We start from the raw sequence: 25,291 nt of genomic DNA on the forward strand, positions 1-25,291 counted from the left end.
GGACAAGGCTCTGAGCCTCAAGAGTCACTCACTACGACATCTCCAGAATACCGAGCTTTTCCGACTTGGCGTCGCAGACACAATCATCTCGAAGAGATTTAACCGACGCAGCGTGACGCAAAGTTACGAGTACGACCACCGAAGCTTGGCCGAGGAGTTAGACGAGTTAGAGTTACCCGATGCTTGGACTGACATCCTCGGTTCTGACAAAGCCGCGACTGTCGCGAAGCTGATTGAATCTGGCCGTGCGCAAGGACCAATTGTGCGTGAATTCAAGCGCATTCAAGCTGAAGAAGGTGACGAAGCCGCCTTGCGATTTCTCTCCGCAGAGGCCGACGGCTTCCATGCGACACCCTATGGATTCTGTCTCAATTCTTTTACCGTTGACCCGTGCCCGAAGCATCTCGAATGCTTCACTGGCTGCCGGCATCTGTCCGCTACCGACCTGCCAGAAAATCGGCGAAACATCGTTGTGCTGCACGGACGGCTTAAACAGGCGCTGGATAAGGCGGAAGCTCGTCCGTACGGGTCGGTGGGTCGCGAGAGTCAAATAGCTCACGGAAAGGCGCGGCTCGATGGGGTCGAGAGACTTATGGCAACTCGTCCTGGCACGCAAGTCTTTCCCGCTGGCGCAGACCTATCACAATCAAACTCACCAAGGAGTGTGCTGCATGGCACGTAAGACCAACGACCCTACACACGCAGAGCTCATCGCAATTCTGGAGAGTCTTCTGGCGCGAGATGAAGACGTTACTGCGCGCGCAGCGGCTCGCCTACATCCGACAATACACGAAGCATCCAGTCTCATCCGAAATGCGGAACGCCGAGCATTGCTAGAAAAGTACCAAGAGAAGCAGAAAGATTTACGTACCACCGCCCGGCGCGTGGCTCACAGCGGGACCACTGAGGCAGCAATCAAGCTGAAGGCCTCGGCGGACCGGGTTCAAGAGCTTGAGGCGAACGAGGCAGCGAGGGTGGCGAGTCACGTCGCGATGATACGAGCCATGGCCGAACTCGGCGGGACAGCGAAACTGCAGCGGTTTTACAGCAATTACTCCGAGATACGGGACGCTCTTGCTCGTGAGGGCTCGTTGCCTGGCTCGTTCGTGACTAAAGTTGTACAGTTATCCCATTCTGTCGGACCGAAATAGTAGAACCCAAACGCAACACTCATGACGGTATGGATGGCTCTAGTCTCCAGAGCGTTGCGTTTTTCCTCAGGTTCTGGCCCACAAGTGTTGCGCAACGCCAATTAGACCGCAAAGGCCCGCTCGGATAGCCACAGCATGCGTGCGCAAGCGCAACAGGATTCCCTGAGTAAAGGTTTTAGGTGCCGGGGTATTTCATGTCATAGCTCGCAGGCTTGCCAGCAATGCGACACTGGTAACGCATGGGCTTGACGACGAGCTGACCATTTTTCATGACCAGGACGGGTGCGTAATGTCCCGGGAATATGCGCGAATCGCGTGGTTTGGCTGTGGTGCGTTGAATGTCGTCAAGCTTGCCAAGAGTCCAAGCAATTTTATCCGTAGCAATTCGCCGGCTCTCCGTCGCAGCCCTGGTGATTTTTGTTTGAAGCGTGCGTTCGGCATCTGCCAGCCGCTTCCGCTGTTTGAACAGGTCCTGCTCAAGCTTCGCACTCTGAACCGCATTGAACCGGTCGATGGAGGCTTTGATTTCGCGTTCAGCGTCGGCGTTAGGTTCGGCGAAAGCATCCTCCATCGCTTTGGGTACCTTCGCTTTGCCGACACCTTCGACACGCTCGAAAAACAGGCGCGAGAATTCGCCTATGTCCATGATGGCGCCGAACATGCGTACGAACTTGCGGTAGTCAGCCTGAATCTGAGCCGAGTAGCACATGGATGCCTCCGTTCAATGCTTCGATAATACGCAACTTTTTTACCTCGATTAGCAAAAGTGCCGGCTCGCAGTGATTAAGCCGCCCAGCAGATGGGACATGTCAACCAAGCGCTGTGCCACGAGATGTCGAACTTCCCCTTGACATTGCCACGTGCCGTACACCGCAAGCAACGACGCCCCAAGCGCCTCCTTCCTTTGCTTTTCCAACAGGCTTGGCCAAACGATGACGTTCACGTTTCCTGTCTCGTCTTCAAGGGTGACAAACATGACTCCCTTCGCAGTTCCTGGCCGTTGGCGCACCGTCACCAGGCCGCAGCCTCTTGCTAACCGCCCGTCGCGATAGGCGCGGAGCGTCGACGCCGGCATCAGCCGGTTTGCGAGCAGTTGCGGACGCAGCAGTTCGAGGGGATGCCGCCCCAAGGTCAACCCGACAGACCTGTAGTCTGCGACGATGTCGTTCGCTTCCGTGGGCGCGCCCAAATCGGGCGTCTCGTCCTGCACCCCCGCTGCGGCAAGCATGTCCTTGTCAGGCACCGCAGCGACCGATTGCCATAACGCCTCGCGGCGATTGCCGGCAAGCGACGCGAGCGCGTTGGCGTCCGAAAGAGCATGGAGGTCCTTTCGGTCCAGTTGCGCTCTACGGGCCAAATCAGCGACGGTATCGAACGGTCGCACGGCTCTCGCATTTTCAATCCGCTCTGCAGCGCCATCCTTCATGCCGCGCAGCAGCGACATGCCGAGCAGGACTGCTGGCCGGTCATTGTCGGGCGATGGCACCAAGACAGAATCCCAGCCACTGACAGCAACGTCAACTGGCAGCACCTTCACGCCGTGGCGTTGTGCGTCCTGCACAAGCTGTGATGGCGAATAAAACCCCATTGGCTGACTGTTCAGCATGGCAGCAAGGAATGCCTCAGGCTCATGGCACTTAAGCCAGCTACTCGCATACACGAGCAGCGCGAAACTGGCCGCATGGCTTTCAGGGAAACCATACTCACCGAAGCCCTTGATTTGCTCGAAGATGCCTTCTGCGAAAGCCTGGTCATAGCCGCGCTCCTGCATCCCGTTGACGATACGGTCATAGTATTTCTCAAGTCCACCTTTCCGTTTCCACGCGGCCATAGCCCGTCTTAACTGGTCAGCCTCGCCAGCTGTAAAACCGGCAGCCAGGATGGCCACCTGCATGACCTGCTCCTGAAAAATCGGGACCCCGAGCGTCCGCCCAAGCGCCGTCTTCAGCGCTTCACTCGGATACGTCACGGGTTCGAAGCCTTGACGACGTTGCAGGTAAGGATGGACAGCACCGCCCTGAATCGGCCCTGGCCTGACAATGGCGACCTCAATGACGAGGTCATAGAAGGTACGCGGTTTCATGCGCGGCAACATGCTCATCTGCGCCCGCGATTCAATCTGGAACACGCCAACGGTGTCCGCGGCGGAAATCATCTCGTATGTCTGCGGGTCTTCTGCGGGGATGTCCTGCATTTCGAATCGCTCAGCGCGCTGTTCCGACACGATGTCCAGCGCACGACGAATGGCCGACAGCATGCCGAGCGCGAGCACGTCGATTTTCAGGAGGCCGAGCGCCTCGAGGTCGTCCTTGTCCCACTCGATGACGGACCGGTCCGCCATCGCCGCATTCTCGACAGGGACGAGCCGCGTGAGCTTCCCGCGACTGATAACGAAACCGCCAGAGTGCTGGGACAGGTGGCGCGGAAAGCCAAGGAGCTGGGAGGCCAGTCGCGCCCAAGCCTGGATGAGCGGTTTCTCCGGGTCAAGCCCGGACTCGGCGAAGCGCTTCAGAAGGTCCTGGCTCGTGTCGAACCAGTGGTGGCTTTTCGCGACGAGGTCGACAATCTGCGGGTCAACGCCGAGGGCCTTGCCAGTCTCGCGCAGCGCGCCCCGAGGCCGGTAGGTTGAAACAGCGGCGGCGATTGCCGCGCGGTCGCGGCCGTACTTGCGATAGATATATTGAATGACCTCTTCGCGACGCTGATGTTCGAAGTCGACGTCGATGTCGGGCGGTTCACCGCGCTCCTTGCTGATGAATCGCTCAAACAGCATGTTGCCGCGTGCAGGGTCGACCTCGGTAATGCCCAGGCAATAACACACTGCCGAATTGGCGGCCGAGCCACGACCCTGGCAAAGGATGTGCTGGCTACGCGCAAAGCGAACGATGTCGTACACAGTCAGAAAGTACGGTTCGTATTCCAGCTCGGCTATGAGCTCAAGCTCGTGCTCAATCTGCCCCTGTACGTTGTGCGGGATGCCGGATGGAAAGCGTCGCTGCGCGCCGATGTATGTTTCCTGTCGAAGATAGGCTTTCGGGGTGATGCCCGCGGGTACCAGTTCGTCCGGATATTCATAGCGCAGCTCGTCGAGCGAGAACGTGCAGCGGCTCGCGATGTCGATGGTCGCTGCGAGCGCTTCGGCCGGGAACAGGTTGGCGAGGCGGAGTCGGGAACGCAGATGCTGCTCGGCATTTGGCGCCAGGTCGTAACCGCATTCGTGTACAGGCCTGCCGACCCGGATGGCGGTCATCGTGTCCTGAAGTGGCTTGCGCGAGCGCACATGCATGACGACTTGACCCAGCGCTACCACGGGTACATCCAGGTTGCGCGCGATGAACTCGACCGAGCCACGGTGAATGTCGTCCATGGCGCGTTGGTGGAGCACCAAACCTACCCAGGCCCGGCCAGTGAAGGTATCGTCTAGCCATTCGACTTGCGCGGTAAGGACATCCTCGTTGGCCGGGAAATCCGGTACGAGAATGGCAAGGCAATCTGGCATCCCACGCAGGTGCCGATACTCCTTCTCGGGGCGGGAGAGGTCCTGCGGCGTCAGCCGATATTCGCCCTTGGTTGCCCGGGTGCGCGCAAGCGTAATCAGCTCGGACAGGTTGCCATAGCCCTCGCGGTTCCTGGCGAGCAGGATGAGTCCGAATGCGGGCGAGCCGTCGGCATTGACGAGGCGGAAGAACGAGCCGACGATAAATGGCAGCTTCGCTTCTTTCGCGCCGACGTGCGCCCGCACAACGCCAGCTAGCGAACATTCGTCGGTGACCGCGAGTGCTGAATAGCCCAACTGTGCCGCGCGCTCAGACAGTTCCTCCGCATGCGAAGCACCATGCAGGAAGCTGAAATTCGAGAGACAAAAGAGCTCGGCATACGCCGGAAGGACATTGAAGGTGGTGTCCATGACGCATCAACCGAACCGTCCGTGAAGGAACCATCGCTGCTCCTCTTCCGCATCGCGGCTGCTGACACGCTCGCGATATATCCAGTAGCAACTCTGGTCTTCCCCCTGCGCCACGAAGTAGTCGCGCGTCACCAGCTCACCATCAAACCAGCCGGCTTCGATGCGTTCACCGGGTGACACCATCCGCAGTGGAGACCCATAGAACGGACGATGCTTACGCATCAGCAGTCGCACAGGGTTGTCCAACATCCATGTCGGTCTCGGAAGACCCTGCGGAAGTGCTTCCTGCTTCGACTTAAGCGTCACCGGCACCCAACGATTTGCGACCTCCGGGCGATGGTCGGCGGTAGGCGCCGGGCGAAGAACGTTTTCTTCTCCGAGTCGAGCGACGAGCAACTCAAGAAGGCGTGCATGGTCTTCCTTCGAACCTCCCGGCTCCGGGAATAGCGTGTCGGAAGCCGGCGCCGCCGATACCACTTTCGACGCATCGAGGCGCAACGCGATGACCGGCGCAGCCAGCTCAATCCGGTGCAACCGCTCCTTCAGTAGCCTGACGAGATGGTCCTCCTTCCAGGTCGGCTCGCCCAATGCGATGTCGATGGTCGTCGGCTCGATAGCGTCGCGTCCGCGCTCATGTTCGAGCAGCAGCTTGATGGCCGTAACCGCCAGTTGCTTGGCACAAAGCCAGCCACACAATTGCACGATGAGTCGATGCGCACCGAACACTGCGCCGTCAGCATGCTCAAGCCGGTCCGGCATTTCGATACGTGCGGAGAAAGTGGGTGGCAGTTCGAGCCAGTCAAACAGTTCGGGCGCGGTGCCGAATGCGCGGTCGAGTGAGTCGAGCAGATGTTCACCGCATCGCCGCTGCAGGCCTGCGCGTGGCAGACGCCTAACGTCAGCGATAGTCTCGCAGCCAAGTCCGGAAAACCATTCCCCGAACGGACGAACTTCGGGAACAGCCATCATCGGCAAAGCGGCCAGCCGTTGCTCAAGCGACGCGAGCTTGAGCACGCGCCGGTTTCCGAACTTCGCGAGTAGCCATCCTCCTTGGCCGGTCGGCGCAGCGCTGATGCGCGCCGTGAGCCCAAGCGTCCCGAGGGCACTCTTCGCTTCCCTGCACAACGCGAGCAACCCGCCGAAAAGTCGCAGACTCGCGCCGACCTCAACCACGACCGTCGCTTCGTCAAGCAAGGCGACCTCAGGGGAGAAGCGCATCAGGGCAACACCCACCTCGCGCTGTGCCGCTGCTTCCCTTGCGGCATCGCGTTCATGCATCTCCGTTTCCGGCGACAGTGTCAGCACTCCGCCGCGCTTCATCCCGAGGCGCACGCCAGCTGCACGTGCCGTGCTGTCTGTAATGACCACCTTGTCTTTCTCCAGTACTGCACTTCCGTGCACGGGCTCAGATGACCACTTCGGTCGGAAAACCTCGAGCGGCAACTTCGGCAAGTGGACGGCGAGAAAGACGCGCATGTCGGGAAAGCAATACAGGAGTAGGTTGAAGGGGAATCGACAGAGGCTCTGCGCGCGCGGGCCCTCGTCGTTTCACAATGTCGACGGTCAGACCGTCGGCGGATGGTCTTAAAGCGAGCCGCAAAAGCGCGGGAGATGAATCCTGTGCCGCAGCCAGAGGCCTGACCATCACGAAAAGTGTCTCGGATGACTGCGCAGCCAGATGCAGGCGCCGCAGCGACGAGGCCTGCGCGTATTGCACCCAGAAGATGAGCGCACCACAACTGCCTGCCCGCAGAATCTGCTCAGCCGACCAAAGCGCATCTGCGGTCTTCTGCGCTTTCACCCGCAACACCCGGTCAATGGGAAGTCCGATGTAGCTGAGTCCAAGTCCGTCCGGAGTGTGCGGCGGCTGCACAAACGCCACAGGGCGGTTGCCCGAACCACTGAGTGCCGGGCGCAACAGTCGCAATTCACCGACCCCGGCTTGCTGGACCATCAGGTCGACGAGCGCTCCGACCGGCCAGCCCCCTCCGGGAAGCTCGGCAGACAGCGCGGGATAGCCGGTCTCAATGACCCGCCCACGGCCACGCGCGAGCTGCGACGCACGCCACAAGGACGGATGTATCTCTTCGGCGGTGGCTAAAGCGCTGAGCATGCGGCATCAAAAACCTGTATATTTATACAGTATCGTACACGCAATTTCAGTGCGGTGAACTGTCACTTTTATTTGGGGAACTGGCCTCGCGACATCGCGCGCTCGGCTCAACATCCAGCTTCCTTTTGTTCAGAGGAGATTCCACCAGGAGAGCGGACGAGTGGGTTCGGGAGGCCGAACGAGAATCGAAGCTTGTCGATGCCTTGTTCAAGGCGCGTTATCTGATTTCGATGCACAACGGCATGACCGTGCGCTGCGACGGCGAAGAATGGGCACTCGATTTCGTCCAGGAGCTGAAGATGATTGACGCTACGTTGAAGATGGCAGGAATCGACACCGGGCGGCTCAAGCAGTAGATACATGTCGAGCCGCTAGAGCTGAGGCAATCACTGATAAGAAGCGGTACGGACGACCTTCAGAGGTCAACAGATGCAAACTGCGAAATATCGTGGGTACACGCTGTGGGGCCATGCCATCCTGCAGCAGGAAGACATCATGCGACCGGAACGATTCGCCGGAAGCGGCACAATCATGCGCGACTCGAAGGTTGTAGAGGCGTCTGGAGTGCTTGGCGCCTTCGATACTAATGAAGAGGCAGAATCAGCAGGCCTTTCATGGTGTCGTGCGTGGGTCGATAGCCACGGCTAGCGCGGGGGGAGACTGATGTGAAACCACTCAGTCACAGGCGACATCCGATGTGATGCTGCTGTGCGCGACAGCTCTATCACATCTCGCGTCGAAGCCCGTCACTCTGGGCGAGTGTTTAGCCACACAATCCGAATAATCATGAAAGAAAACTAGGTTTTCTACAAATATATGAGCGCCGCAACCGCTTACATCGTTCTCGCCAATCAAACGCTTCGGTGGTCAACCCCTGGAACACTGAACGACCCAATGACATGCTATTCGATGGCGTTCGCACGCTTCGGCGCGCCAGTGACGCGAACGCTGCTCAGATGCGAAACATGACCGTCGCGTCCAGGTCAGCATCACGTTCGTTGCTGTCCAGCTCGATGCCGAGTCTTTCGATGACAAGGTCTGCAATGTCGTCTTTATGGTTGCGAGTGCCAGTGAAGTTCAATCGACGGTTCACCGAGCCCGCGACGACGTCCGCGAGCTGCACAAGAGCGCTATTCTTCGAAGACACGGCAACGATGGACTCAAGAATCAGCTCATTTCCATGGCGGGTCTGAAGACCGTCGTGAATACGCTGCTTCATGCCTTCAATCGCAATCTGGTCAAGAGACTGCTCCTCGTCGAGAGTCACGGTGACGTACCGAGGTAGTCCCACTCGCCCGCTGTTCACCTCGTGCTCCAGACCTTTGAGCAGCATGAACTCGTGCAGACGTTGCACGGTGTCCTCGATGCTTCGCTTCAGATTGTCTCGCCGGACCGCGATAAGCTTGAAGCTCAGGAACTCGCGGTGGGCATTGATGACGTCGAGGTAGTCGGCTACCGCGCTAATGTCTCCTTTGCCGAACCTCGCGAAGTGCATCTCCCTCTTCGCGAATGTGGACCCGGCCTTCCACGTGTTGACGGCTTGCGACACGTCGAAGACGGCGCGGCCGTTCAATACCCACACAGCTCCTACGATGACGTGCGCCTCGGTCTTGCCCGTCTCGTCGGCGAACACCTGGAGCGTTTGCCGTGGCGCTACATCCTCGAGGACTGCATCGCGCATTTCGTCCTCGCGGCCCCGGCGGCGACGTCGTACCTTGACATCGGCCTGAAACAGCTCGTATTCGTTCTGAATCTTGGCGCGCGCTCGAACGAGAAGTGGTACGTGCTCCAGCTCGAACAGATGCTCGGGCTTGATACCGTCGGGATTGAAGAACGCTGGCTGAAACTCTGCCCAATACTTGAGCGCCAGGGTGACGTCGTTGTTTCGGGCCGCCGGAAACATATTCAGGATGTATGCGACGCGCGCTCTCTGGGTTGAGAAATCGCCGCTGGCCAGCGAGTCGATGAGGTCGCGCTTTTCTTTGCGAAGACGCTGAACCTTCTTTTCCGCAGGGTCCTCTACGGTCCCTTGCGCATCTTCACCGGGAACTGGTGCTTCGCCCTCGCCAAGTGCGAGCAGCTCTTCGCTTGTGGCCATCATGCGTCGCCTTCAACCTTTGGGCCTTCAGTTTATGGCGGTGACCGGCGAAACAATCAGCCGAAAAGAGGTAATTTTGTGGCCGGTTTCGCCGCTTCGATGTCGGCAGTAGCAGGCACGGCGACGGGCCCGCCTCGGGCATCGTTGGACGGGTATTACTGGAAGTTAGAATGAAAATGAAGAAGCAATCGCAACGAGGGCACGAGAGCCTTGTGTGCAATGGGCCGCCGCCGAGCGCGGCCAAAACGTCACGCCCGCGCGGTCAGCGCATCTATCTGACCCCGCAAGGTCGGCTGCGACTTCTGGATGGTGGCGAACACGATGCCGCCCTAGGCCGGTTAGCGAGCTTCGCGCGCAAATCCTGGCGGGTAACCAGGTCTGCCCATCCTCCTCCCGGATTGCAACGTGCACGATGCCCGTCAGAGGAAGACCGCGCAGACCAGCGCGACGACAATGAACTCCTCGATGAGCTTGTCCTTGAGGTTGTCCACCGCGCGGTCGATGAGTTGCGAGCGGTCGTAGGACCACCTCGACGCCAGGCGGCAGCGACCGCTTGAGGTCAGCGAGTTTTGCTTTCACAGCCTCGATGGTCGTCAAAGCGTTCTTGCCCGAACACATAACGATGATACCGCCCACGACCTCCCCCTGACAGTTCAGTTCAGCGATGCCACGGCGCGTCTCAGGTCCAATCTGGATGCGCGCCACGTCGCCGAGCAGAACGGGCGTCCCCGCATCGTTCGTGCGCAGCACGACGTTGCGAAAATCATCAAGCGAATGAAGGTAGCCGGAGGAGCGGACCACCGGGGCCACTCGAAACATCCAATCAACTAGAATTGAAGCAGAACGTGGCCACTGGCGCATCGTTCAATTCAGGTATCGAGGTCAAGCCCTTTATCAGGACGCGGGCGGTCATTGTCATGTCCGAGTATCATCAGTTAGCGGAGAAAGAGGTCATCTCGTTCGCCGACATTCTGGAGCTGCGGCTGGTCGCGACTCATTCGAGGCCGCTGCTTCGACAAAATCTTGAGCGCCTGTTCCGCGAGAAAAACCGAACGGCTAACATATGGTACGAAACGACGGACGGCCTCATCGCCGGCGAACTCGCCGCACAGGGTTTAGGCGTGGCCTTAGCTGAGCCTTTTGTAGCAATCTCGTCTGGCGCACAGAACCTTGTCATTCGCCCGCCCGCAAAAGAGATACCCTTGGAGTATGGTTTTTTGTACCCGATTGGAAAGAGGAGGTCGACAGCGGCTAAAATCTTCGCCGATGCTGTCCGGGTGACTGTGCAAGAGCAATTGTCTCAGTTAGTAATGCCGCAACCTGCCTTCACGTTTCTGTGAAGGCGATGTAAGGTCTGACGCGCAACGCGTGACACTTTCACTGCACACCAACACGAGGCACAGATGGCGAAAAACCTTCTCCACAAGTACGTCAACATCGGCACGCTGAAGCGGATACTCGGAGGGTCCATCCGCATGACCCAGCCGGGTGGCGTTCAACGACCCGTTCGAACTTTTGCCGGAGATAATCGTTCGAACCGACCAGGCGGAAGAACAAGTCAGCTTCTCGTTCGACATCCTTGCTCCCCGTCGCGCGAATTCATTGGAGGCGGTGGTCCAGTTGACTGACGGTCAGGTCGCCAGCGACTTCACCTCAAGACACATACTCGATGAACTCAATCAGCAGATTGGTATTCTTTGTCTGTCGAGGTGTCCCAATTCAATCTTGATGTGGTCGCACTACGCCGACCAGTATCAGGGGGCCGTCATTTCTTTCGATGCCGACCATGAGTTCTTCGCTGGTCAAATCCCGGTCGACTATATCGAGGAGCGGCCGAAGAAACACATCGACTCTTATAAGTCCGAGCCTATGCCGTTGGCAGAACTTTGTGCCAAACCCATCGAATGGAAATACGAACAGGAAGTACGGATTGTTCGCGCCCTCCGCGACTGTACGAGGACCGAACAACTCGATGTCAGAGGCTTCCCCATTTTTACCACCAATGTTCCAGAGGAAGCCATCGTGACCGTCGCGCTTGGCGAAAGGACGTCAATCCCTGAACAGAGGCAGATTTATGAATTGATACGTGACACGAAAATCGGGTTGACGTTGTCAGCTGTCGACAACGTCGGCTACAAATTCCGGCAGGAGGTCTTCGTGTATCCCGGCGAATCTCGAAATCCAACTGTGTCGCCTCGAACCGCGCACCTGCTCGTTGGCACGAACTCCCCACTAGCTGAAGTCGCTCGTTTGATGATTGACAAGCATCCGCTAAGCCCAATCGTGAACAAGACCGTCTAGCGTTCTAACTCGGTCGAAAAGAGAATTTTCGTCACGCTGCGAACATCACTTGGTGAAGTTGAGCCGACTTCAGGCCGTTGCTCGGACGAAATTGCAGAACGACACGATTTCCGGCGGAATTTCATCCCTCTAGCGCCGGAGACCCTCCACATTCGGGGAAAAAGACGTCAATATCTATCTAGGTACCAAACGTGCTTCTAATGACGTTCCACCACCCAATAGAATTTTCGAAACGGTTCTCATAAATGATAGCCTGTTTTGCTAGGGACGTCCCCAACCATGAAGCGACTATCTTTTGCCACCCAGTTGGTGCTCCTTTGGGCGCTGGTTGCGGTAGTCTGCATGGTCCTTGCCGGCGTGATTTGGCTTCTCATTCAGTTAGACCAAAGCAGGCAAGTTTCGATGGCGAGCCAGGAGTCGGCCAGTGCCTGCGAGCACGTCGCTTCTCGCTATTCACTCTCACGGCAGTTGAATCCGGACCCCTACAATGCCGATTTGATGCATGCGGTACTCGACGCCGTCCTGGTCCAGGCCCCAGCTGTCGAAGGCGGCTTTTGGGATTCACGCGCAGCTACGACGTCCGGTTCGCCGTCGGAAACAGCGGATTCCAGTGACCACAGCCGTTCCACCTCAGCGCCAGCATCGAAACCGAACGGTTTCCTTGCATACTCATTTCCCACGTATCAGGGAAGCGGCATCAAACGCGACATTCCAGAGGCAGAAACACCGTTGATACTCCGCGCTTTGAGACGCTCCGCGACAACTCATGCTTCGGTATCTGACTCTGTCCGCGCAGGACAAGGCGTAACGGTGGTCTCCGCGTGTGTCGTCGGCGGCGCCGTAAACCTCTATGTCTGGACACTGACCCGAGCCCATGCGCCCCTTGGTCCGTACGGACAAGTCCTGGTTTCGTCACTTGCGGTCGTCCTCGGTGGCATCCTTCTCGTTGCCGTCGTTTTAGGCTTGGCGCTACGTCGATGGAAGAACAATCTGTCAAAGCTCGAACTCGGACTGTCGCCTCAACCTGATGCCGGGGCTCCGGTTCGACTGCGGGCAGTGGGAGAGCCCGACCTCGACAAAATCGTCGACGCCTTCAACGCCTATGTCGCTCGCGCCGAGTCGCTTCAGCAGCGGGCGGTTGCCCTGAGCGACCAACTGATGCAAGCCGAGCGTTTCTCGTCCCTCGGTAGACTCGCGGCGCAAGTTGCACATGAGATTCGCAACCCTTTGGGCGCGGTTAGACTGAAGGCTGAAAACGCCCTTCTGGGCAATGGCAGCAGACAGCGTGAAACCCTGGCTTCAATTCTTGTGCAAGTAGAACGCATTGAAACACAGGTATCCAGCCTTCTCGCACTGACGCAGCCCGTGACTGTCACGAAGAAAGCGACGAACCTGGCCGAGTGGCTGGCGAAAACTGTCAGTGCGCATGAGGAGCAGGCAGCCTCGAAAGGCATCAATCTAAACGTTGACGTGGAGGCATTGCAACCAAACATACTCGAGCAGGGGAATTGCTCCGTGCATATCGACCCCGCGCAAATGGCTCGCGCCTTGGACAACCTCATATTGAACGCCATCAGGCATGCGCCGCCCGATAGCGAGGTCGTCGTAAGGGCAAGCGGGATTGACGCCGCCGGAGGGAAAAGTTTGCGATTGGTCGTTATCGACAACGGACCGGGCGTTCCCGCCATCGACCGGGAACGCATCTTCGAGCCCTTCGTCACTGGCAGGCCTGACGGCTCGGGACTCGGCCTGGCCGTCGCGCGGGAAGTTGCCACGGCGCATGGCGGTCGGGCTTATGTCGCAGACACCGAACACGGCGCGTGTTTTGTAATTGACATCCCATGGCACACATACTCGTAGTCGACGACGACGAAGGATTTCGCGAAGGTCTTGTGGAGACCCTGCTTGACCTCGGACACGACGTGGAGGAGGCGAACTCGGGCGAGCAAGCCCTCGAAGTGCTTCGGGATGCGCGAGCGTTCACCTGCGTCTTTCTCGACTTTCGGCTTCCCGGCATGGATGGACTCGCGCTACTTGAAACCATTCGAGCCGAACCCCGTTGGCGCTTGCTACCGGTCGTGATGCTTACAGGCTTCGCGACCAGCGACAACACCATTGGAGCCATGACGCTTGGCGCGTTCGACCATTTGACCAAGCCCGTCGGCAGGCTAGCAATCCAGTCGCTTCTTGAACGCATTGTCTCGTCAGAAGCCCCTTCGGCGGCGGTTGATGAGCAAGCGGCCTCCTTCACGTCTGAGACCGCCAACAAGAAGCCTCGTCTGCTCGGAGTCAGCGACACGCTGCGCGAAGTACAGAAGCAAATCGGGCGCGCCGCTTCGTCAGACGCCACGGTTCTCATCACCGGTGAAACGGGCACCGGCAAGGAGGTCGCGGCCCGTGTTCTCCATGGTGTGTCGAAGCGACGCGGCATGCCTTTCGTGGCCGTGAACTGTGCGGCGGTTCCCGCAGACCTGCTTGAAAGCGAACTGTTCGGACACGTCAAAGGCGCATTCACCGGCGCAGCCAGCGACCGTGTTGGATGCATTGCCGCGGCAGACGGCGGGACCTTGCTGCTAGACGAAATCGGCGACATGGCATTGTCCATGCAAGCCAAGCTCCTGCGGGTCATCCAGGAGCGCTATGTCACGCCGGTGGGTACCCATCGTCAGGTTCCGGTGGACATACGGCTGGTCGCGGCGACCCATCGCGATTTGAAGGGAATGGTCGAGTCAAACGAGTTTCGCGAAGATTTGCTCTATCGCTTGAGCGTCATACCGATTCACCTGCCTCCGCTGCGGGAGCGCCTGGCCGATATCCTGCCACTCGCCGAACACTTTCTCGCTGATGCTGTATCCATCAGGGGCCATGCAATGCGGCTGTCGGGGCCCGCTCAGCGGTTACTGGTGATGTATCGATGGCCGGGAAACGTCCGGGAACTCAAGAACGCCATTGAGCGCACATGCGCTCTAGCCCCTGGGCCGGCTATCACTGCGGACGACCTGGCGTTTCTGACGCAAAAGCCGGGCGAGGCAGACTCGCGCCTGCCGGCACAGCTGCTTGAGATGGCTCTTCCAGCAGCCGTGGAAATGGTTGAGCGCGCACTGATATGCAATGCCTTGGCACTCGCTGGGAACAACCGTGCCGACGCGGCCCGCCGGCTCGGCATCAGCCGGCAAACGCTCTACGCAAAGATAGCCAGCCTCGCAATCGAATGAGATGTCCAGAAAGCCAACACCGGAGTGTCGGGCCACTTGACACTTGCGTGGCCCATCCGGCCGGGAAGCCTTATAGGCTGGGCTCCGAGCGCCTGGCATAGGGCTTGCAATTCTCTTCGTGTCGTTCAACGGAGAGAACCATGTCATCGAAGTCAATATCTCGCATCGCGAACCTGCACGAGCTTGCGAGCTACACACGTCCCGGTTCGAACCTCGCACGCGCTGCGGCGATTTCTCTCGTTGTCGTCGCGACTGCGTGCGCCGCGCAAACGGCGCCCGCGCCGGCACCTGCAAATATACCCGCACCACCGCCTGTCGCTGCCCCACCCGTGGGCCATATCCCAGAAATGGCACCCCAGGCCCCTCCGCCCGCGCCAGCTCCCTTCATGGCGCAACAACAGTCGCTGGTCGCAACCAGCACGATAAGCCGGTTCGTCATCAATCCGGAAGGCGATGTCGACGGCTTCATCCTCGCGGACAGCGCGCTTGTTCACTTCCCGCCGCACATGAGTTCGCAGTTGGTCACCCTAGTGCATCGTGGCGACACCGTCCGAATCGTCGGCTTGCGGGACGGCAGCGGCAACGTGAGCGCCCAGCAGATTACAAACGTACGGACCGGGCAACAGCTCGTCGACCAACCCCCACCGGTCGATTTGACGCATGCCCCATCGGCGCTGCGTGGTGCGGGCCTCGTCAAGCTGAGCGTCAAGGGGACCATCATGCGGGTCACTACTGCGCCGCGAGGAGAGCCCGACGGCGTCATGCTCAACGACGGAACCATCATCAAGATGCCGCCACCCGTCGCACGACAGTTCATGAGCCTCCTGCGTCCCGACGTTGTCATCGCTGCTCGCGGATATGGCACGCGCAACCAGTATGGCGAGGCGTTGCAAGCGACTGCGTTCGGCACGCCGGACAACGTCATCCAGCTCTACAACAACATCCCTAACTAATTTTCCACTTTTCGGAGTAAGACGATGCATTGGATTGACCCTGACTGCCTGCAAGAAACGCGCGGTATCGTGACTCACTTTCTGATGAACCCGCATGGGGAGCTTGACGGTTTCATCCTCGGCGAGAATCAGCAGGTACATTTTCCCCCGCATATGTCGAAGCAGGTCGCCAAGCACATCAGCATCGGCGACACGGTAATCATACGAGGCGTGAAGCCTCGGTCAGCCGACATCGTTGCTGCAGTGCTGCTGACGTCCAGTTCCGGAGTGGCGATTCTCGATGAAGGTCCGCACGATGGCAAGAAGCATAAGAAGCCTCACGCAGAAAAGCAGCCGATGGAAGTCACGGGTGAGGTCAAGCTCTCCCTGTACGGCCCGAAGGGTGAACTCCGTGGCGCACTTCTCGCCGACGGAACGACCATTCGCATGGCTCCTCATGCCGCGGCTGAACTTGTCAGCTATCTCGAACCGGGTGCGCATATCCAGGTCTGGGGTCACGGGGTGAAGAACGAGTATGGCCACACCATTGAGGTGGATGACATCGCTGAGTCCGTCGACGCGGACAGCGCCGAGGCGAATAACGCGGGCGAAAGCGAACAGAGCCACAACCTTTCTTTTCCTGGCGAGAGCGAGATTGCACCAGAGCAAGTGGACAATCCGGCGAGTAATGATGCCGCGAGCGGTGGCCCGTTAACGTGGATGCATATCGGCGATTTACATTTGACCGACGCCGAAGAACCCAACCACCTCGCGCTCCGGGACATCATCGCGCAAGCCAACACGCATCTGGCGGGACACATCAATTTCGCGGTTCTGCCGGGTGACAACGCTGACGATGGGACACCTGAGCAATATCAGATTCTCCGCTCCGAGTTGGACAAGTTGCGGCTACCGCTTCACATCCTCCCGGGTGACCACGACTTCAAATCCAGGAGCCTTGATGCATTCCATTCAGTACTTGGAGCGCAACAACTGCCTAAGGCAATCACCGCCGCCGGCTGCAAGTGTCTCTTTTTAGATTATGTATCTGCTGGCACCGGCGGACCCGATTTTAGGCTTGGCAAAAGGCAGCTTAAGTGGCTAAAGGAAGAGCTGGAGAGCGCTTCCACCCAGGGCCTTGAAACCGCAGTTTTCGCTCACGCCTACCCTGCTGACCTGGCCGACGCCGACGAAGCGAAAACCTTCCATAAGCTTCTGCGCGACCACCGCGTTCTGGTCGTCGATATGGGTCATACGCACTACAACGAACTCGCGAATGACGGGAAGACGATTTACGCAGCGACGCGCTCGACTGGACAGATAGAGGAAGGACCGGCCGGATTTTCCATTCTCGCTATCGACGGAAACGTGGTCAGTTGGCGCTTCAAGCCACTGGACCAACCGTGGCCGGTAGCCATGATTACTTCACCCGCTGACCGCCGCCTGGTCACCCGCTCCCGGTCGCCCAATCACATCCCGTCCGGAAGCACCACGGTCCGCGCGAAGGCGTGGAGCGCCGAAGGCATCGAACGGGTTGAGTGCCGCATCGGCGACACCGAGTGGCGGCCGATGGCCCTAGACGCATCGACACAATCATGGACACTTGAAACCGAAATACCGGACGAACCCCTCAAGATTTCCGTTCGGGCGACCGACCTGTGCGGCTCAAGCGACATCGACAGCATCGATATCGTGACAACACCCGAGACCTTGGAGAAGCGGCGCGCACACGGGAGCGATGAGGATACCGTAGGCGCGTGGGACGAAAAGCATATCTTCGGTACGCAGCTTGGACCAAATCGCAACGGGAGAAAATGGTGAGCTCAGGCGAACCGGCGACCGGCGGCGAACCAGCGAAATCGCCCGCCGGTCGCAGCCTGCATGGGTTGGACGGCCTCAATTTTTTGATGGCTGACGTGCAAGGTGGATTGGGGCCGTTTCTGTCGGTCTATCTCAGAGACACCCAACATTGGGGCTCAGGCAACATCGGTCTTGTGATGGCGGTAAGTGGCATCGCGGCGGCCATGTGTCAAATTCCCGCCGGCTTGTTAGTTGACGCGGTTCGTGCAAAGCGCCTGCTCGTCGCGATTTCGGGTCTAATGATTGGTGCCGGGTGCCTGCTCATCGCCTTTTTTCCGGAACTACCCGCGGTGATGGCGGTGCAAGTCACGCTGGGCGCGGCGTCGGCCATCATTCCTCCATGCCTTGCTGCACTGAGTCTCGGTATCGTGGGCCATCGCCTGCTGCCCGCACAAATAAGCCGCAACGCGAGCTTCAATCACGCAGGCAACTTCACCGCAGCGCTACTGGCCGGCGCGCTGGGTCAGTATGTCGGAGTCATCTGGCTGTTCTATCTTATCTGCGCATTTGCGGTGGCGAGCGCGGGTGTGGTGCTATTCATCAAACCCAAGGAGATTGACCACGCGCTCGCACGAGGTTCGGAGTGCCGCGCAGGAGGCGATGGTCGGCACCGTCCCATCGCCTTTTCAGAACTTTGGAAAAAGCGTGACCTCAAGGTTTTTATCGTCTCGGTCATTCTTTTTCACATCGGAAACGCGGCGATGCTGCCGCTTGCGGGGCAAGTCATCGCCAAGGTTCACCCTGGCACCGATGTCATCGCATTAAGCGCGTGCGTTATCGCCGCGCAGCTGATGATGGTGGTGGTTGCTGCGCTAGTCGGGCGTGCGATGAAGAAGGGCGTCGGGAGAAGGAAGATTTTCCTGGTTGCACTCGCAGTACTGCCTGTCCGTGGCTTCCTCTTCTCAATGACCAGCAGTCCGTATGCTGTCGTCGCCATTCAACTGCTCGATGGCGTGGCCTCGGGCATCTTTGGCGTTGTCGCTGTCGTCATCGCGTCGGATTTAATGCGCGGGACTGGCCGCTTCAATCTTGCACAAGGATTGATGGCGTTGGCCGTGGGAGTAGGCGGGGCGCTGAGTAATGTCACAGGAGGGTACGTCGTCGAGAAATTCGGTTTCACAGCAGGCTTTCTCACGTTGTCCGCCATCGGTGCGCTCGCCCTGATATTTTTCGCGGTCTTTATGCCTGAGACCAGGCCTCCCGGGGACAGTACCGCAACCCGGCGTACCGACTCGCAACATTTGATTCTTACCTCTCCCTGATTACACAATGAACGCGTTACTCACCTCGCCGTTTTCTGTCTGGGCCATCGCGGCAATATCGACGCTGGGCGTCATCACTCGCCCATTCAAACTGCCGGAGGCGATGTGGGCCGTGCTGGGAGCATTAGCCTTATGCGGATTTGGCATGTTGCCTTGGTCGGATGCCCTGCATGCAATTGGCAAGGGCACCGACGTGTACCTGTTTTTGACGGGCATGATGATGGCGTCGGAACTTGCTCGAAAGGAGGGATTGTTCGACTACCTGGCGGCGCTTACCGCAAAGCGAGCAGCAGGCTCGGCGAAGCGGTTGTTTTTCCTGATGTACTGCGTTGGTACAGTCGTGACCACCTTCATGTCTAACGATGCAACAGCAGTTGTTCTGACGCCTGCAGTCCTGGCGGTCGCACACGCGGTCAAAGCCGAAAAGCCGTTGCCCTATCTTTACATCTGCGCGTTCATTGCCAACGCTGCGAGTTTCGTTTTGCCGATTTCGAACCCGGCAAATCTGGTGATTTTTCGCGACCATATTCCTACCTTGATGCATTGGCTCGGTCGTTTCGCTATCCCGTCTGTCTTGAGTATTGTCGCCACGTATCTGGTCCTCCGTTTTATGCAACGCGATTCTCTAGAGCAGAAAATCGAGGCCGATGTCGACGTGCCCAGGCTCTCCGGCGCGGGAAAGGCGACGGGATTCGGTATCGTGGCGATGGCAGTCGTAATGCTTGCAGCTTCTGCCTTCGACGTTCCACTTGGCCTACCGACTTTCGGCGCAGGGCTCGCGCTGTTCGTTTTCGTTTGCCTCTTGAAACGACAGTTTCTGGGCCATCACCTCACCGAAATATCGTGGGCGGTACTCCCTCTCGTCGGTGGACTTTTCGTGCTGGTTGAAGGGTTGCAGCACACCGGTGTTATTAACCATCTGGCTAACGCAGTTCAAACCGCCGCGAAAACAATTCCCGCTCATGCGGGCTGGATATCCGGCGCGGTCGTTGCCGTCGCATGCAACCTTATCAACAATCTGCCCGCAGGCCTTATCGCGGGCTCAGCGCTTACCGCCGCGCACGCGTCCACGCCTATCGCCAGCGCGATTCTGGTTGGTGTGGACCTTGGCCCGAACTTTTCCGTCACTGGCTCTTTGGCGACCATCCTTTGGCTCACAGCGCTGCGTCGCGACGGCATTGAAGTGTCCGCATGGTCTTTCTTGAAGTTGGGTGTCGTGGTGACCCTGCCCGCTCTCGCCGTCGCATTGGCTGCGGTTGCATTAAGCGCGAATCTGTAACACCACTCAAGATGCGAGCTTGCCTAAAGCAAACCAGAGGCCGCTCGTTGCGCGCGGCTCCGCTCGGGCGATTGTTGAGCCGCTCTTGGATAGATGTCGGTCATGCGATAGACCTCCAACACATATGTCCACCGTACCCGGAGCGGGCTTTTCGAGAGACTGAGTTTGCGACGCCTCTTCGAGCTGGCAGTGGCGACGGCAATTAGCCTGTTCGGTCTGAAATCGGGCGTCACGTTGGCGACTGTGGTCGGCGTACCCATCGAAGTGCCGGTCATGCTGGTCGTCGTCAAGGTGGTCAACTCTGCGACACTGGTACCAGCGGACATCGTGACTGACTCAGCCGCCTTCCCCTGCGAAGGCGGCTTTCGTATTGGCGTGGCCCCGCGACGGAGCGCCATCGCCCTTACCACTTCTGTAGTGCTGAAAGTCCATCCAGTATCGGACACTCCGGCCGTGAGTCACCGCGACAGTGGACCGCCAGATTTTCCACGGTCTCCTTCATCGCAGTCATCTCGCGAATCCGACAATCTAGCTCCGCGAGATGCTGGTTAATCAAGCGCTCGACCTCGCCGCTGGGTCTGCTGCGGTTTTGCCACAACTCAAGCATGGTAGCGATTTGTCTAATCGAAAAACCAAGATGACGCGCCTGCTTCACAAAGCGAAGAATTTCGATATCGGTCGAGCTGAAAACGCGGTAATTCGACCCGGTGCGGCCCGCTGGCTTGATAAGTCCAGTCCGCTCGTAGTGGCGAATCATCTTCGCCGACACACCGGATGCTTTCGCCGCTTCGCCAATGTTCATCTCAGCCGCCTTTGTCTGGCCGGCCAATCTGCCGTATACCTCTGTTTTTAGACCTTCCCGCAATGGGAAGGTCAAGCATCACACGATGGCGGACCGATGTCCGCCATCGAGTCACGGTATCGCTTCCGCCTGACTGCGAATGCGGAAGAATTTCTCCACCGGAATCACCGCAACGACCCCATCTCCACCTGCGCCGACATGTGCGACATCCATGATAGTCTTCACAAGTGCATCGACGTTCTCCGCCTGCGCAAAGATTTCAATCTTGATGTGCTCCGTCGTCCAATCGTCGGCAAAGTAATTCGGATGTACGCCGAATCCCCGCACTTTGGTAACGGTCACGCCATGGATGTGAATGGCGCCCAACTTCCGTTCCAGTGCTTCCACTACATCGAGCCTGACAATGGCAACAACGCATTTCAGTTCCATGTCGTCCTCCTCAGCGGTTGATTGTTAGCGAAACCGTCTGCTGCTATCCGCTTGGCCCGTTTGGTGCCCATTTCACATCCACTGCAGCTTGAATCTTGCCCGCGTCCTGAACGCCAGCTTGTGTCATCCGCCAGGCTATCTCTGCCGTACCCTGACAAACCGCGCATGTCACCGCCATCTGGTCTTCGAAGCATTGGAGATTGGAACGGTGTACGCCGCGATTTTCACAACCGCACCAACAATAAAGCTTGTTGAGCGTCGCAGGAATCTGCGTCGCGACCCAGTAGGAATGCCTTATGTCCTTATCAGCAAATTGATTCGGGTTCAGGACGTGTGATGCATCCGACCGGCCACTGGGAATGATGCGCAACCCATCAGGACGCAACATCCCCACATGCCACGCAGTTTCCGAGTGAACCTGCTCTTGCAGACCCGCTTTCCCGGTCGTCGAACCAAGCACCGGGTGCCGTGCAAAGAACGGCCCGAGAACAACCGCCGCAGGTATCGCAAGAATCAGCACGACCAGCACCACCACGAGACGCCACCTGCCCCCAATGGGTACCGGTGAACGCGCCGCGCGCGCCTGATGCTCCTCCCCTTTGCTTATCCGATTTTTCATTGCAACCCTCCTTTTTCACAGGCCAGCGGCTATCGCCAGAGATGCATCGCCTCACTGCAAGAATGCACACCGTGCATCATGCTTACGTGCATCACAGCCATGCCGACGATACCGAGCACAGCGACGAGGCCAATGACGGCGAAAATGATAACGACGACGTTGAGCATTCGAGCGTTGTCGAACATGAACTCCTCCTTCGCACCAGTCGCGGAGCAGCGTGATGGGCAGCGATATCGCGCTGCTCCGCGTGACTTCAACGTGACGTGATGAATCGGGTCAAGATTTCGGACCCGTCACGGCGTCACTCTGCACGTCGTACTTGTCGGTACTGGACTTCGTAGTCCGCATCATGAGCAGCATCGAGAGCGGATACACCAGCATGCAGGCCACCAGGATGAACGGTGCGAGGGCGCCTCTGAACTGAGGGAGTGCCCAGTATCCCAAGGCAATGACGAGCGCGAGCGCAAGTGCAATCGTCGCCATGGTCTTTGTGTTGCACTTCATGTTTGTTTCCTTTCTGGAATTGGATTAGATATCAGTGTTGGGAAGAAATCCGCGTCACTTCGATGGAGACGTACCCGCCTGGTCCGAGTACTTGAGCATGATGTCGCCCATCGCCTTCATCATTTCCCCATGCATGCGCATCGCGGTCTTCGGGTCCATACCCATATTGCCGCCCATCATTGGACAACTGCCCATCATGCCGCCGCCCATCCCTCCCATTCCCATACCGCCCATCATGGAGGGACTGTGCTCGCGCGTTTGCGGGGGGCGACTCGCGTCATTGCCGGTCCCACCGGCAGCCATTGCCACAGCGCCTGTACCCAACGGGAGTGTCAACAGGGCAGCAGTCAGTAGTGATTTCGCGTTCATATATATCTCCGGATTCGGTTAAATCGTGTCACTGAGAAAGCAGTTGTCTAGGCGCGAGCCGACGCTCTCCGCGTTCGCGACACGCGTGCGTGCACAACGACGCGGGGCCGTTCGAGACTCGTCGACGAGGGAACTACACGGAGCGAGGTGGAGGCGCTGGCAGTTCGGGGATGAACTGCGGTATGAGAATGAGGTTGGTGGCCCGGTAGACGGGCGAGGAAGTCACGACTGCCGTCTTGTGCGTCGTGGGTATGACAGCCATGCCACAGCCGAGACCGCTCAGGCTGCCGTGACATGCGGGCTGAGAACCCGTTACGTGGGCTCTTGCATCTTGTGCGCACGCCACCATGCCCGGTGTATGCGGCGCCTTCATCTGCGACTGCATTGTCGACGGCGGCATCTCGGGGCAAAGCACCACCTGCGCGGGGTAGCCGAGGAGCGGCAGCCACGCGATAAGCAGACAGGCAACGAGTTTGGCCCAGAATTTCATCATTTCAGTATAGCTGGTCCACGCGGCTTCGCCAAAGGGCAGCGTGACGCTCGCGCACTACCCGGTAGGTCACTGGCCCCAATGCTTTAGATGCGCGAGGAACGCGTCCGCACCAACAAAACCGACCAATTGTGCGTCGACCTGCTGATGGCCATTGCGGTCATAGAAAATTAACGCCGGTGGCCCGAACAGCCTAAATCGCCTCAACATGTCAGCGTCTTCGGGTGTGTTCTTCGTCACATCAATACGCAGCAGTTTCCAATGCGCGAACTCGTTAACCACGCGCGCGTCGGTAAAGGTAAATCGCTCCAGTTCTTTGCAGCTGATACACCAGTCGGCGTAGAAATCCACCATGACAGGCTGGCCGCGCGCCGTCTCGAGCGCTCGGTCAAGTTCCGTAGTCGACTGTATCGGTTCAAACCGTGCTGCAATAACCGTGTCGGTCCGTGCTCCCCGCATAACACCGCGCAATGGCTGAAGAACGTCAAAATTCCCCGACGCAACGCCGACCAGTTCGGCAATCGCCGCGACCAGTAGCAGTACACCCAGTGCTTTGCCCACGCGAAGCACACCGTGTGCGTTCGGCGGCAGCGGGTCGATGGCGCGCAGCATCATCGCGCAAGCGGCTAGCAGCAAAGCGACCAATGCCATCAGCAGCCAATCCGGCAGTAGCGAATAGACGAACCACAATGCTGCTGCAAGCAGCATGACGCCCAACGTGTTCTGGACGGCAACCATCCAGGGACCGGACCTCGGTAGCACGTGTGCGCCGAACGTGCCGACGAGCAGTAGCGGAATGCCTATTCCGATGCCCATCACGTACAAGGCCAGCGCTCCGCCGACGACATCGCGACTGTTGGCGATATACAGCAGCGCACCCGCCAGTGCTGGTGTGGAGCATGGGCCGACAATCAGTGCGGAGAGCATGCCCATCACGAACACAGGGACAATCCGGCCGCCGGGCAGCCGATTGCTCCACTCGGTAAGCCTGGTCTGCCAGCCCGTTGGCAACTGCAGTCTGAACAGACCGAACATGCCGAGCGCGAGGACGACCATGAGCAAACCAAAGGCAGCCAGCACCCAGGGCGTTTGCGTTACAGCCACCAACGGGATGCCGATGAGTGCCGCAATGGTGCCGGCGACCGCATAGGTAACCGCAAGTCCCTGCACATAAGTGACCGACAGTGCGAAGCCGCGCCACACGGCTGGGCGTTGCTGACCTCCGCCGATAACAGCGGTCACAATGGGAATGAGGGGATACATGCACACCGTGCCGGCCATCAACAGGCCGGCAAGCAGGAAGCCCAGCAGTTCGGGAAGGCCAAGGCCATTCGCCGGTCGCAGAGTCAGGCCGAAAACAGCGATGCCCCGGTTTTCGCCGACAACTGGAAACTCGGTCGCCCCCGCTGATGCATTCCCTTCGTTCGCAATGGGGGTGACGATGCCGTTGGAAGCTATCCGGTAGCTTCGGGTTAGCGGTGGGTAGCAGACGCCGAGGTCCGCACACCCCTGCGACGTGACGGACAGCACGGTGCTCGCCGTGATGGCGCGGGGCAACGGAACGCGAATCTGCACAGGCCGGTGATAGACCTGGACCATGCCGAATGTCGGGTCGTTTTTCGATTCTGCGGGCGGCATCTGGTCCGGCTTAACGGGCACACCATCCACCGCGAAGCTGAAGCGGTCCTGGTACAGGTAGTAGCCAGGCTTCGTGCCGAAGTCGAGCGTTACCTGTTGTGGACCGCTGACGCTAACCGTCAATGGGAAGGCTTCGTTGACGGGTAGCAGGTCGGATTCGCTCACCGCGTAAGCGGCCAGAGACATGAAAACGAATAGCAAGCCAAGCGCGATGCGCAACGCGCCCTTGGCTGCGTCTGTCTGACGGCAAATTCGCTGCCGTAGGTCGGATGATGTCATTCGCATTGCAGTGCCTCTACTCACAAGATGCGCAGACGTGCGA

The 25,291-nt window shown here is 58.7% G+C and carries 24 protein-coding genes and 4 pseudogenes; 13 read left to right on the plus strand and 15 right to left on the minus strand.

Features of this window, described 5'->3' with window-relative positions; translation table 11 throughout:
- Positions 1–172 precede the first annotated feature (172 nt).
- The gene (locus tag P0D89_RS07625) at positions 173–559 is read right to left on the minus strand and encodes a hypothetical protein (RefSeq protein ID WP_408376351.1); all 387 of its coding nucleotides are present in this window, start codon (positions 557–559) and stop codon (positions 173–175) included.
- A 112-nt stretch (positions 560–671) separates the two neighbouring features.
- Between P0D89_RS07625 and P0D89_RS07630 the strand changes: the two genes are divergently transcribed.
- A complete protein-coding gene (locus P0D89_RS07630; RefSeq protein WP_408376352.1) occupies positions 672–1,151 on the plus strand; it encodes a hypothetical protein in 480 nt (159 codons plus the stop codon).
- Positions 1,152–1,329: 178 nt separating this feature from the next.
- Here P0D89_RS07630 and P0D89_RS07635 read toward each other — a convergent pair.
- The 4 genes and pseudogenes from P0D89_RS07635 to imuA all read right to left on the minus strand — a co-directional run.
- Positions 1,330–1,860 (minus strand): annotated as a pseudogene (locus P0D89_RS07635) (SOS response-associated peptidase family protein); the annotation flags it as partial.
- A gap of 48 nt (positions 1,861–1,908) precedes the next feature.
- Positions 1,909–5,058, minus strand: coding sequence for an error-prone DNA polymerase (locus P0D89_RS07640; RefSeq protein ID WP_408376353.1), 3,150 nt, complete (start codon positions 5,056–5,058; stop codon positions 1,909–1,911).
- A gap of 6 nt (positions 5,059–5,064) precedes the next feature.
- Positions 5,065–6,534: a Y-family DNA polymerase gene (locus P0D89_RS07645; protein ID WP_408376354.1), complete on the minus strand. Its 1,470-nt coding sequence runs from the start codon at positions 6,532–6,534 to the stop codon at positions 5,065–5,067.
- Positions 6,464–7,171, minus strand: coding sequence for a translesion DNA synthesis-associated protein ImuA (imuA, locus tag P0D89_RS07650; RefSeq protein WP_408376355.1), 708 nt, complete (start codon positions 7,169–7,171; stop codon positions 6,464–6,466). The genes P0D89_RS07645 and imuA overlap by 71 nt, the downstream gene beginning before the upstream one ends.
- A gap of 125 nt (positions 7,172–7,296) precedes the next feature.
- Between imuA and P0D89_RS07655 the strand changes: the two genes are divergently transcribed.
- Positions 7,297–7,527 (plus strand): hypothetical protein, encoded by a 231-nt coding sequence (locus tag P0D89_RS07655; protein ID WP_408376356.1) that lies wholly within the window; start codon positions 7,297–7,299, stop codon positions 7,525–7,527.
- 73 nt (positions 7,528–7,600) lie between these two features.
- The gene (locus P0D89_RS07660; RefSeq protein ID WP_408376357.1) at positions 7,601–7,819 is read left to right on the plus strand and encodes a hypothetical protein; all 219 of its coding nucleotides are present in this window, start codon (positions 7,601–7,603) and stop codon (positions 7,817–7,819) included.
- 304 nt (positions 7,820–8,123) lie between these two features.
- Here the strand turns inward: P0D89_RS07660 and P0D89_RS07665 are convergent, their stop codons facing one another.
- Both P0D89_RS07665 and P0D89_RS07670 read right to left on the minus strand, forming a co-directional pair.
- On the minus strand, positions 8,124–9,272 hold the full coding sequence (locus P0D89_RS07665; RefSeq protein WP_408376358.1) for a DUF3800 domain-containing protein: 1,149 nt from the start codon (positions 9,270–9,272) through the stop codon (positions 8,124–8,126).
- Positions 9,273–9,691: 419 nt separating this feature from the next.
- A pseudogene (locus tag P0D89_RS07670) lies at positions 9,692–10,070 on the minus strand (efflux RND transporter permease subunit); the annotation flags it as partial.
- Positions 10,071–10,102: 32 nt separating this feature from the next.
- On the opposite strand from P0D89_RS07670, the gene P0D89_RS07675 reads away from it, so the two are divergent.
- The 10 genes and pseudogenes from P0D89_RS07675 to P0D89_RS07720 all read left to right on the plus strand — a co-directional run.
- On the plus strand, positions 10,103–10,609 hold the full coding sequence (locus tag P0D89_RS07675) for a LysR substrate-binding domain-containing protein (protein ID WP_408376359.1): 507 nt from the start codon (positions 10,103–10,105) through the stop codon (positions 10,607–10,609).
- 148 nt (positions 10,610–10,757) lie between these two features.
- Positions 10,758–11,570, plus strand: coding sequence for a DUF2971 domain-containing protein (locus P0D89_RS07680; protein WP_408376360.1), 813 nt, complete (start codon positions 10,758–10,760; stop codon positions 11,568–11,570).
- A gap of 279 nt (positions 11,571–11,849) precedes the next feature.
- Positions 11,850–13,430, plus strand: coding sequence for a sensor histidine kinase (locus P0D89_RS07685; RefSeq protein WP_408376361.1), 1,581 nt, complete (start codon positions 11,850–11,852; stop codon positions 13,428–13,430).
- Positions 13,412–14,785, plus strand: a complete 1,374-nt coding sequence (locus P0D89_RS07690; protein ID WP_408376362.1) for a sigma-54-dependent transcriptional regulator — start codon at positions 13,412–13,414, stop codon at positions 14,783–14,785. The genes P0D89_RS07685 and P0D89_RS07690 overlap by 19 nt, the downstream gene beginning before the upstream one ends.
- 386 nt (positions 14,786–15,171) lie before the next feature.
- Positions 15,172–15,738: a hypothetical protein gene (locus P0D89_RS07695; RefSeq protein ID WP_408376363.1), complete on the plus strand. Its 567-nt coding sequence runs from the start codon at positions 15,172–15,174 to the stop codon at positions 15,736–15,738.
- A gap of 24 nt (positions 15,739–15,762) precedes the next feature.
- Positions 15,763–16,308, plus strand: a pseudogene (locus tag P0D89_RS07700) (hypothetical protein); the annotation flags it as partial.
- A 129-nt stretch (positions 16,309–16,437) separates the two neighbouring features.
- Entirely contained in the window at positions 16,438–17,538 is a 1,101-nt protein-coding gene (locus P0D89_RS07705; RefSeq protein ID WP_408376412.1) for a metallophosphoesterase family protein, read from the plus strand.
- Complete coding sequence (locus P0D89_RS07710) at positions 17,532–18,839, plus strand: MFS transporter (protein WP_408376364.1); 1,308 nt, start codon at positions 17,532–17,534, stop codon at positions 18,837–18,839. Before P0D89_RS07705 ends, P0D89_RS07710 begins: the two co-directional genes overlap by 7 nt.
- A gap of 7 nt (positions 18,840–18,846) precedes the next feature.
- Entirely contained in the window at positions 18,847–20,118 is a 1,272-nt protein-coding gene (locus P0D89_RS07715) for an arsenic transporter (RefSeq protein ID WP_408376365.1), read from the plus strand.
- A 177-nt stretch (positions 20,119–20,295) separates the two neighbouring features.
- A pseudogene (locus tag P0D89_RS07720) lies at positions 20,296–20,449 on the plus strand (arsenical-resistance protein); the annotation flags it as partial.
- A 72-nt stretch (positions 20,450–20,521) separates the two neighbouring features.
- On the opposite strand, the gene cueR reads toward P0D89_RS07720, so the two are convergent.
- The 8 genes from cueR to dsbD form a co-directional block, all read right to left on the minus strand.
- Positions 20,522–20,920: a Cu(I)-responsive transcriptional regulator gene (gene cueR / locus P0D89_RS07725; protein WP_408205847.1), complete on the minus strand. Its 399-nt coding sequence runs from the start codon at positions 20,918–20,920 to the stop codon at positions 20,522–20,524.
- Between the two features lie 111 nt (positions 20,921–21,031).
- Entirely contained in the window at positions 21,032–21,349 is a 318-nt protein-coding gene (locus tag P0D89_RS07730; RefSeq protein WP_408376366.1) for a P-II family nitrogen regulator, read from the minus strand.
- 43 nt (positions 21,350–21,392) lie between these two features.
- Entirely contained in the window at positions 21,393–21,968 is a 576-nt protein-coding gene (locus P0D89_RS07735; protein ID WP_408376367.1) for a PCYCGC motif-containing (lipo)protein, read from the minus strand.
- Positions 21,969–21,997: 29 nt separating this feature from the next.
- Positions 21,998–22,153, minus strand: a complete 156-nt coding sequence (locus P0D89_RS07740; protein WP_408376368.1) for a hypothetical protein — start codon at positions 22,151–22,153, stop codon at positions 21,998–22,000.
- Positions 22,154–22,244: 91 nt separating this feature from the next.
- Positions 22,245–22,472, minus strand: a complete 228-nt coding sequence (locus P0D89_RS07745; RefSeq protein WP_408376369.1) for a DUF2933 domain-containing protein — start codon at positions 22,470–22,472, stop codon at positions 22,245–22,247.
- Between the two features lie 54 nt (positions 22,473–22,526).
- Entirely contained in the window at positions 22,527–22,841 is a 315-nt protein-coding gene (locus P0D89_RS07750) for a hypothetical protein (RefSeq protein ID WP_408205857.1), read from the minus strand.
- A gap of 133 nt (positions 22,842–22,974) precedes the next feature.
- Positions 22,975–23,334 carry a hypothetical protein gene (locus tag P0D89_RS07755; protein ID WP_408376370.1) on the minus strand — a complete coding sequence of 120 codons (360 nt, stop codon included), beginning with the start codon at positions 23,332–23,334 and terminating at the stop codon, positions 22,975–22,977.
- Positions 23,335–23,400: 66 nt separating this feature from the next.
- Positions 23,401–25,248 (minus strand): protein-disulfide reductase DsbD, encoded by a 1,848-nt coding sequence (gene dsbD, locus P0D89_RS07760; RefSeq protein WP_408376371.1) that lies wholly within the window; start codon positions 25,246–25,248, stop codon positions 23,401–23,403.
- Positions 25,249–25,291: the final 43 nt, after the last annotated feature.

It is taken from the genome of Paraburkholderia sp. RL18-085-BIA-A (assembly GCF_046027075.1).
In the GTDB taxonomy this organism is placed as follows: Bacteria; Pseudomonadota; Gammaproteobacteria; order Burkholderiales; family Burkholderiaceae; genus Paraburkholderia.

What these genes read in the sequence shown, in the direction of transcription:
- P0D89_RS07630 (WP_408376352.1), top strand. Translation starts at nt 672, where the DNA reads ATGGCACGTAAGACCAACGACCCTACACACGCAGAGCTCATCGCAATT.
- P0D89_RS07640 (WP_408376353.1), bottom strand. Translation starts at nt 5,058, where the DNA reads ATGGACACCACCTTCAATGTCCTTCCGGCGTATGCCGAGCTCTTTTGT.
- P0D89_RS07645 (WP_408376354.1), bottom strand. Translation starts at nt 6,534, where the DNA reads ATGCGCGTCTTTCTCGCCGTCCACTTGCCGAAGTTGCCGCTCGAGGTT.
- imuA (WP_408376355.1), bottom strand. Translation starts at nt 7,171, where the DNA reads ATGCTCAGCGCTTTAGCCACCGCCGAAGAGATACATCCGTCCTTGTGG.
- P0D89_RS07660 (WP_408376357.1), top strand. Translation starts at nt 7,601, where the DNA reads ATGCAAACTGCGAAATATCGTGGGTACACGCTGTGGGGCCATGCCATC.
- P0D89_RS07665 (WP_408376358.1), bottom strand. Translation starts at nt 9,272, where the DNA reads ATGATGGCCACAAGCGAAGAGCTGCTCGCACTTGGCGAGGGCGAAGCA.
- P0D89_RS07685 (WP_408376361.1), top strand. Translation starts at nt 11,850, where the DNA reads ATGAAGCGACTATCTTTTGCCACCCAGTTGGTGCTCCTTTGGGCGCTG.
- P0D89_RS07690 (WP_408376362.1), top strand. Translation starts at nt 13,412, where the DNA reads ATGGCACACATACTCGTAGTCGACGACGACGAAGGATTTCGCGAAGGT.
- P0D89_RS07695 (WP_408376363.1), top strand. Translation starts at nt 15,172, where the DNA reads ATGGCGCAACAACAGTCGCTGGTCGCAACCAGCACGATAAGCCGGTTC.
- P0D89_RS07705 (WP_408376412.1), top strand. Translation starts at nt 16,438, where the DNA reads ATGCATATCGGCGATTTACATTTGACCGACGCCGAAGAACCCAACCAC.
- P0D89_RS07710 (WP_408376364.1), top strand. Translation starts at nt 17,532, where the DNA reads ATGGTGAGCTCAGGCGAACCGGCGACCGGCGGCGAACCAGCGAAATCG.
- P0D89_RS07715 (WP_408376365.1), top strand. Translation starts at nt 18,847, where the DNA reads ATGAACGCGTTACTCACCTCGCCGTTTTCTGTCTGGGCCATCGCGGCA.
- cueR (WP_408205847.1), bottom strand. Translation starts at nt 20,920, where the DNA reads ATGAACATTGGCGAAGCGGCGAAAGCATCCGGTGTGTCGGCGAAGATG.
- P0D89_RS07730 (WP_408376366.1), bottom strand. Translation starts at nt 21,349, where the DNA reads ATGGAACTGAAATGCGTTGTTGCCATTGTCAGGCTCGATGTAGTGGAA.
- P0D89_RS07735 (WP_408376367.1), bottom strand. Translation starts at nt 21,968, where the DNA reads ATGAAAAATCGGATAAGCAAAGGGGAGGAGCATCAGGCGCGCGCGGCG.
- P0D89_RS07740 (WP_408376368.1), bottom strand. Translation starts at nt 22,153, where the DNA reads ATGTTCGACAACGCTCGAATGCTCAACGTCGTCGTTATCATTTTCGCC.
- P0D89_RS07745 (WP_408376369.1), bottom strand. Translation starts at nt 22,472, where the DNA reads ATGAAGTGCAACACAAAGACCATGGCGACGATTGCACTTGCGCTCGCG.
- P0D89_RS07750 (WP_408205857.1), bottom strand. Translation starts at nt 22,841, where the DNA reads ATGAACGCGAAATCACTACTGACTGCTGCCCTGTTGACACTCCCGTTG.
- P0D89_RS07755 (WP_408376370.1), bottom strand. Translation starts at nt 23,334, where the DNA reads ATGATGAAATTCTGGGCCAAACTCGTTGCCTGTCTGCTTATCGCGTGG.
- dsbD (WP_408376371.1), bottom strand. Translation starts at nt 25,248, where the DNA reads ATGACATCATCCGACCTACGGCAGCGAATTTGCCGTCAGACAGACGCA.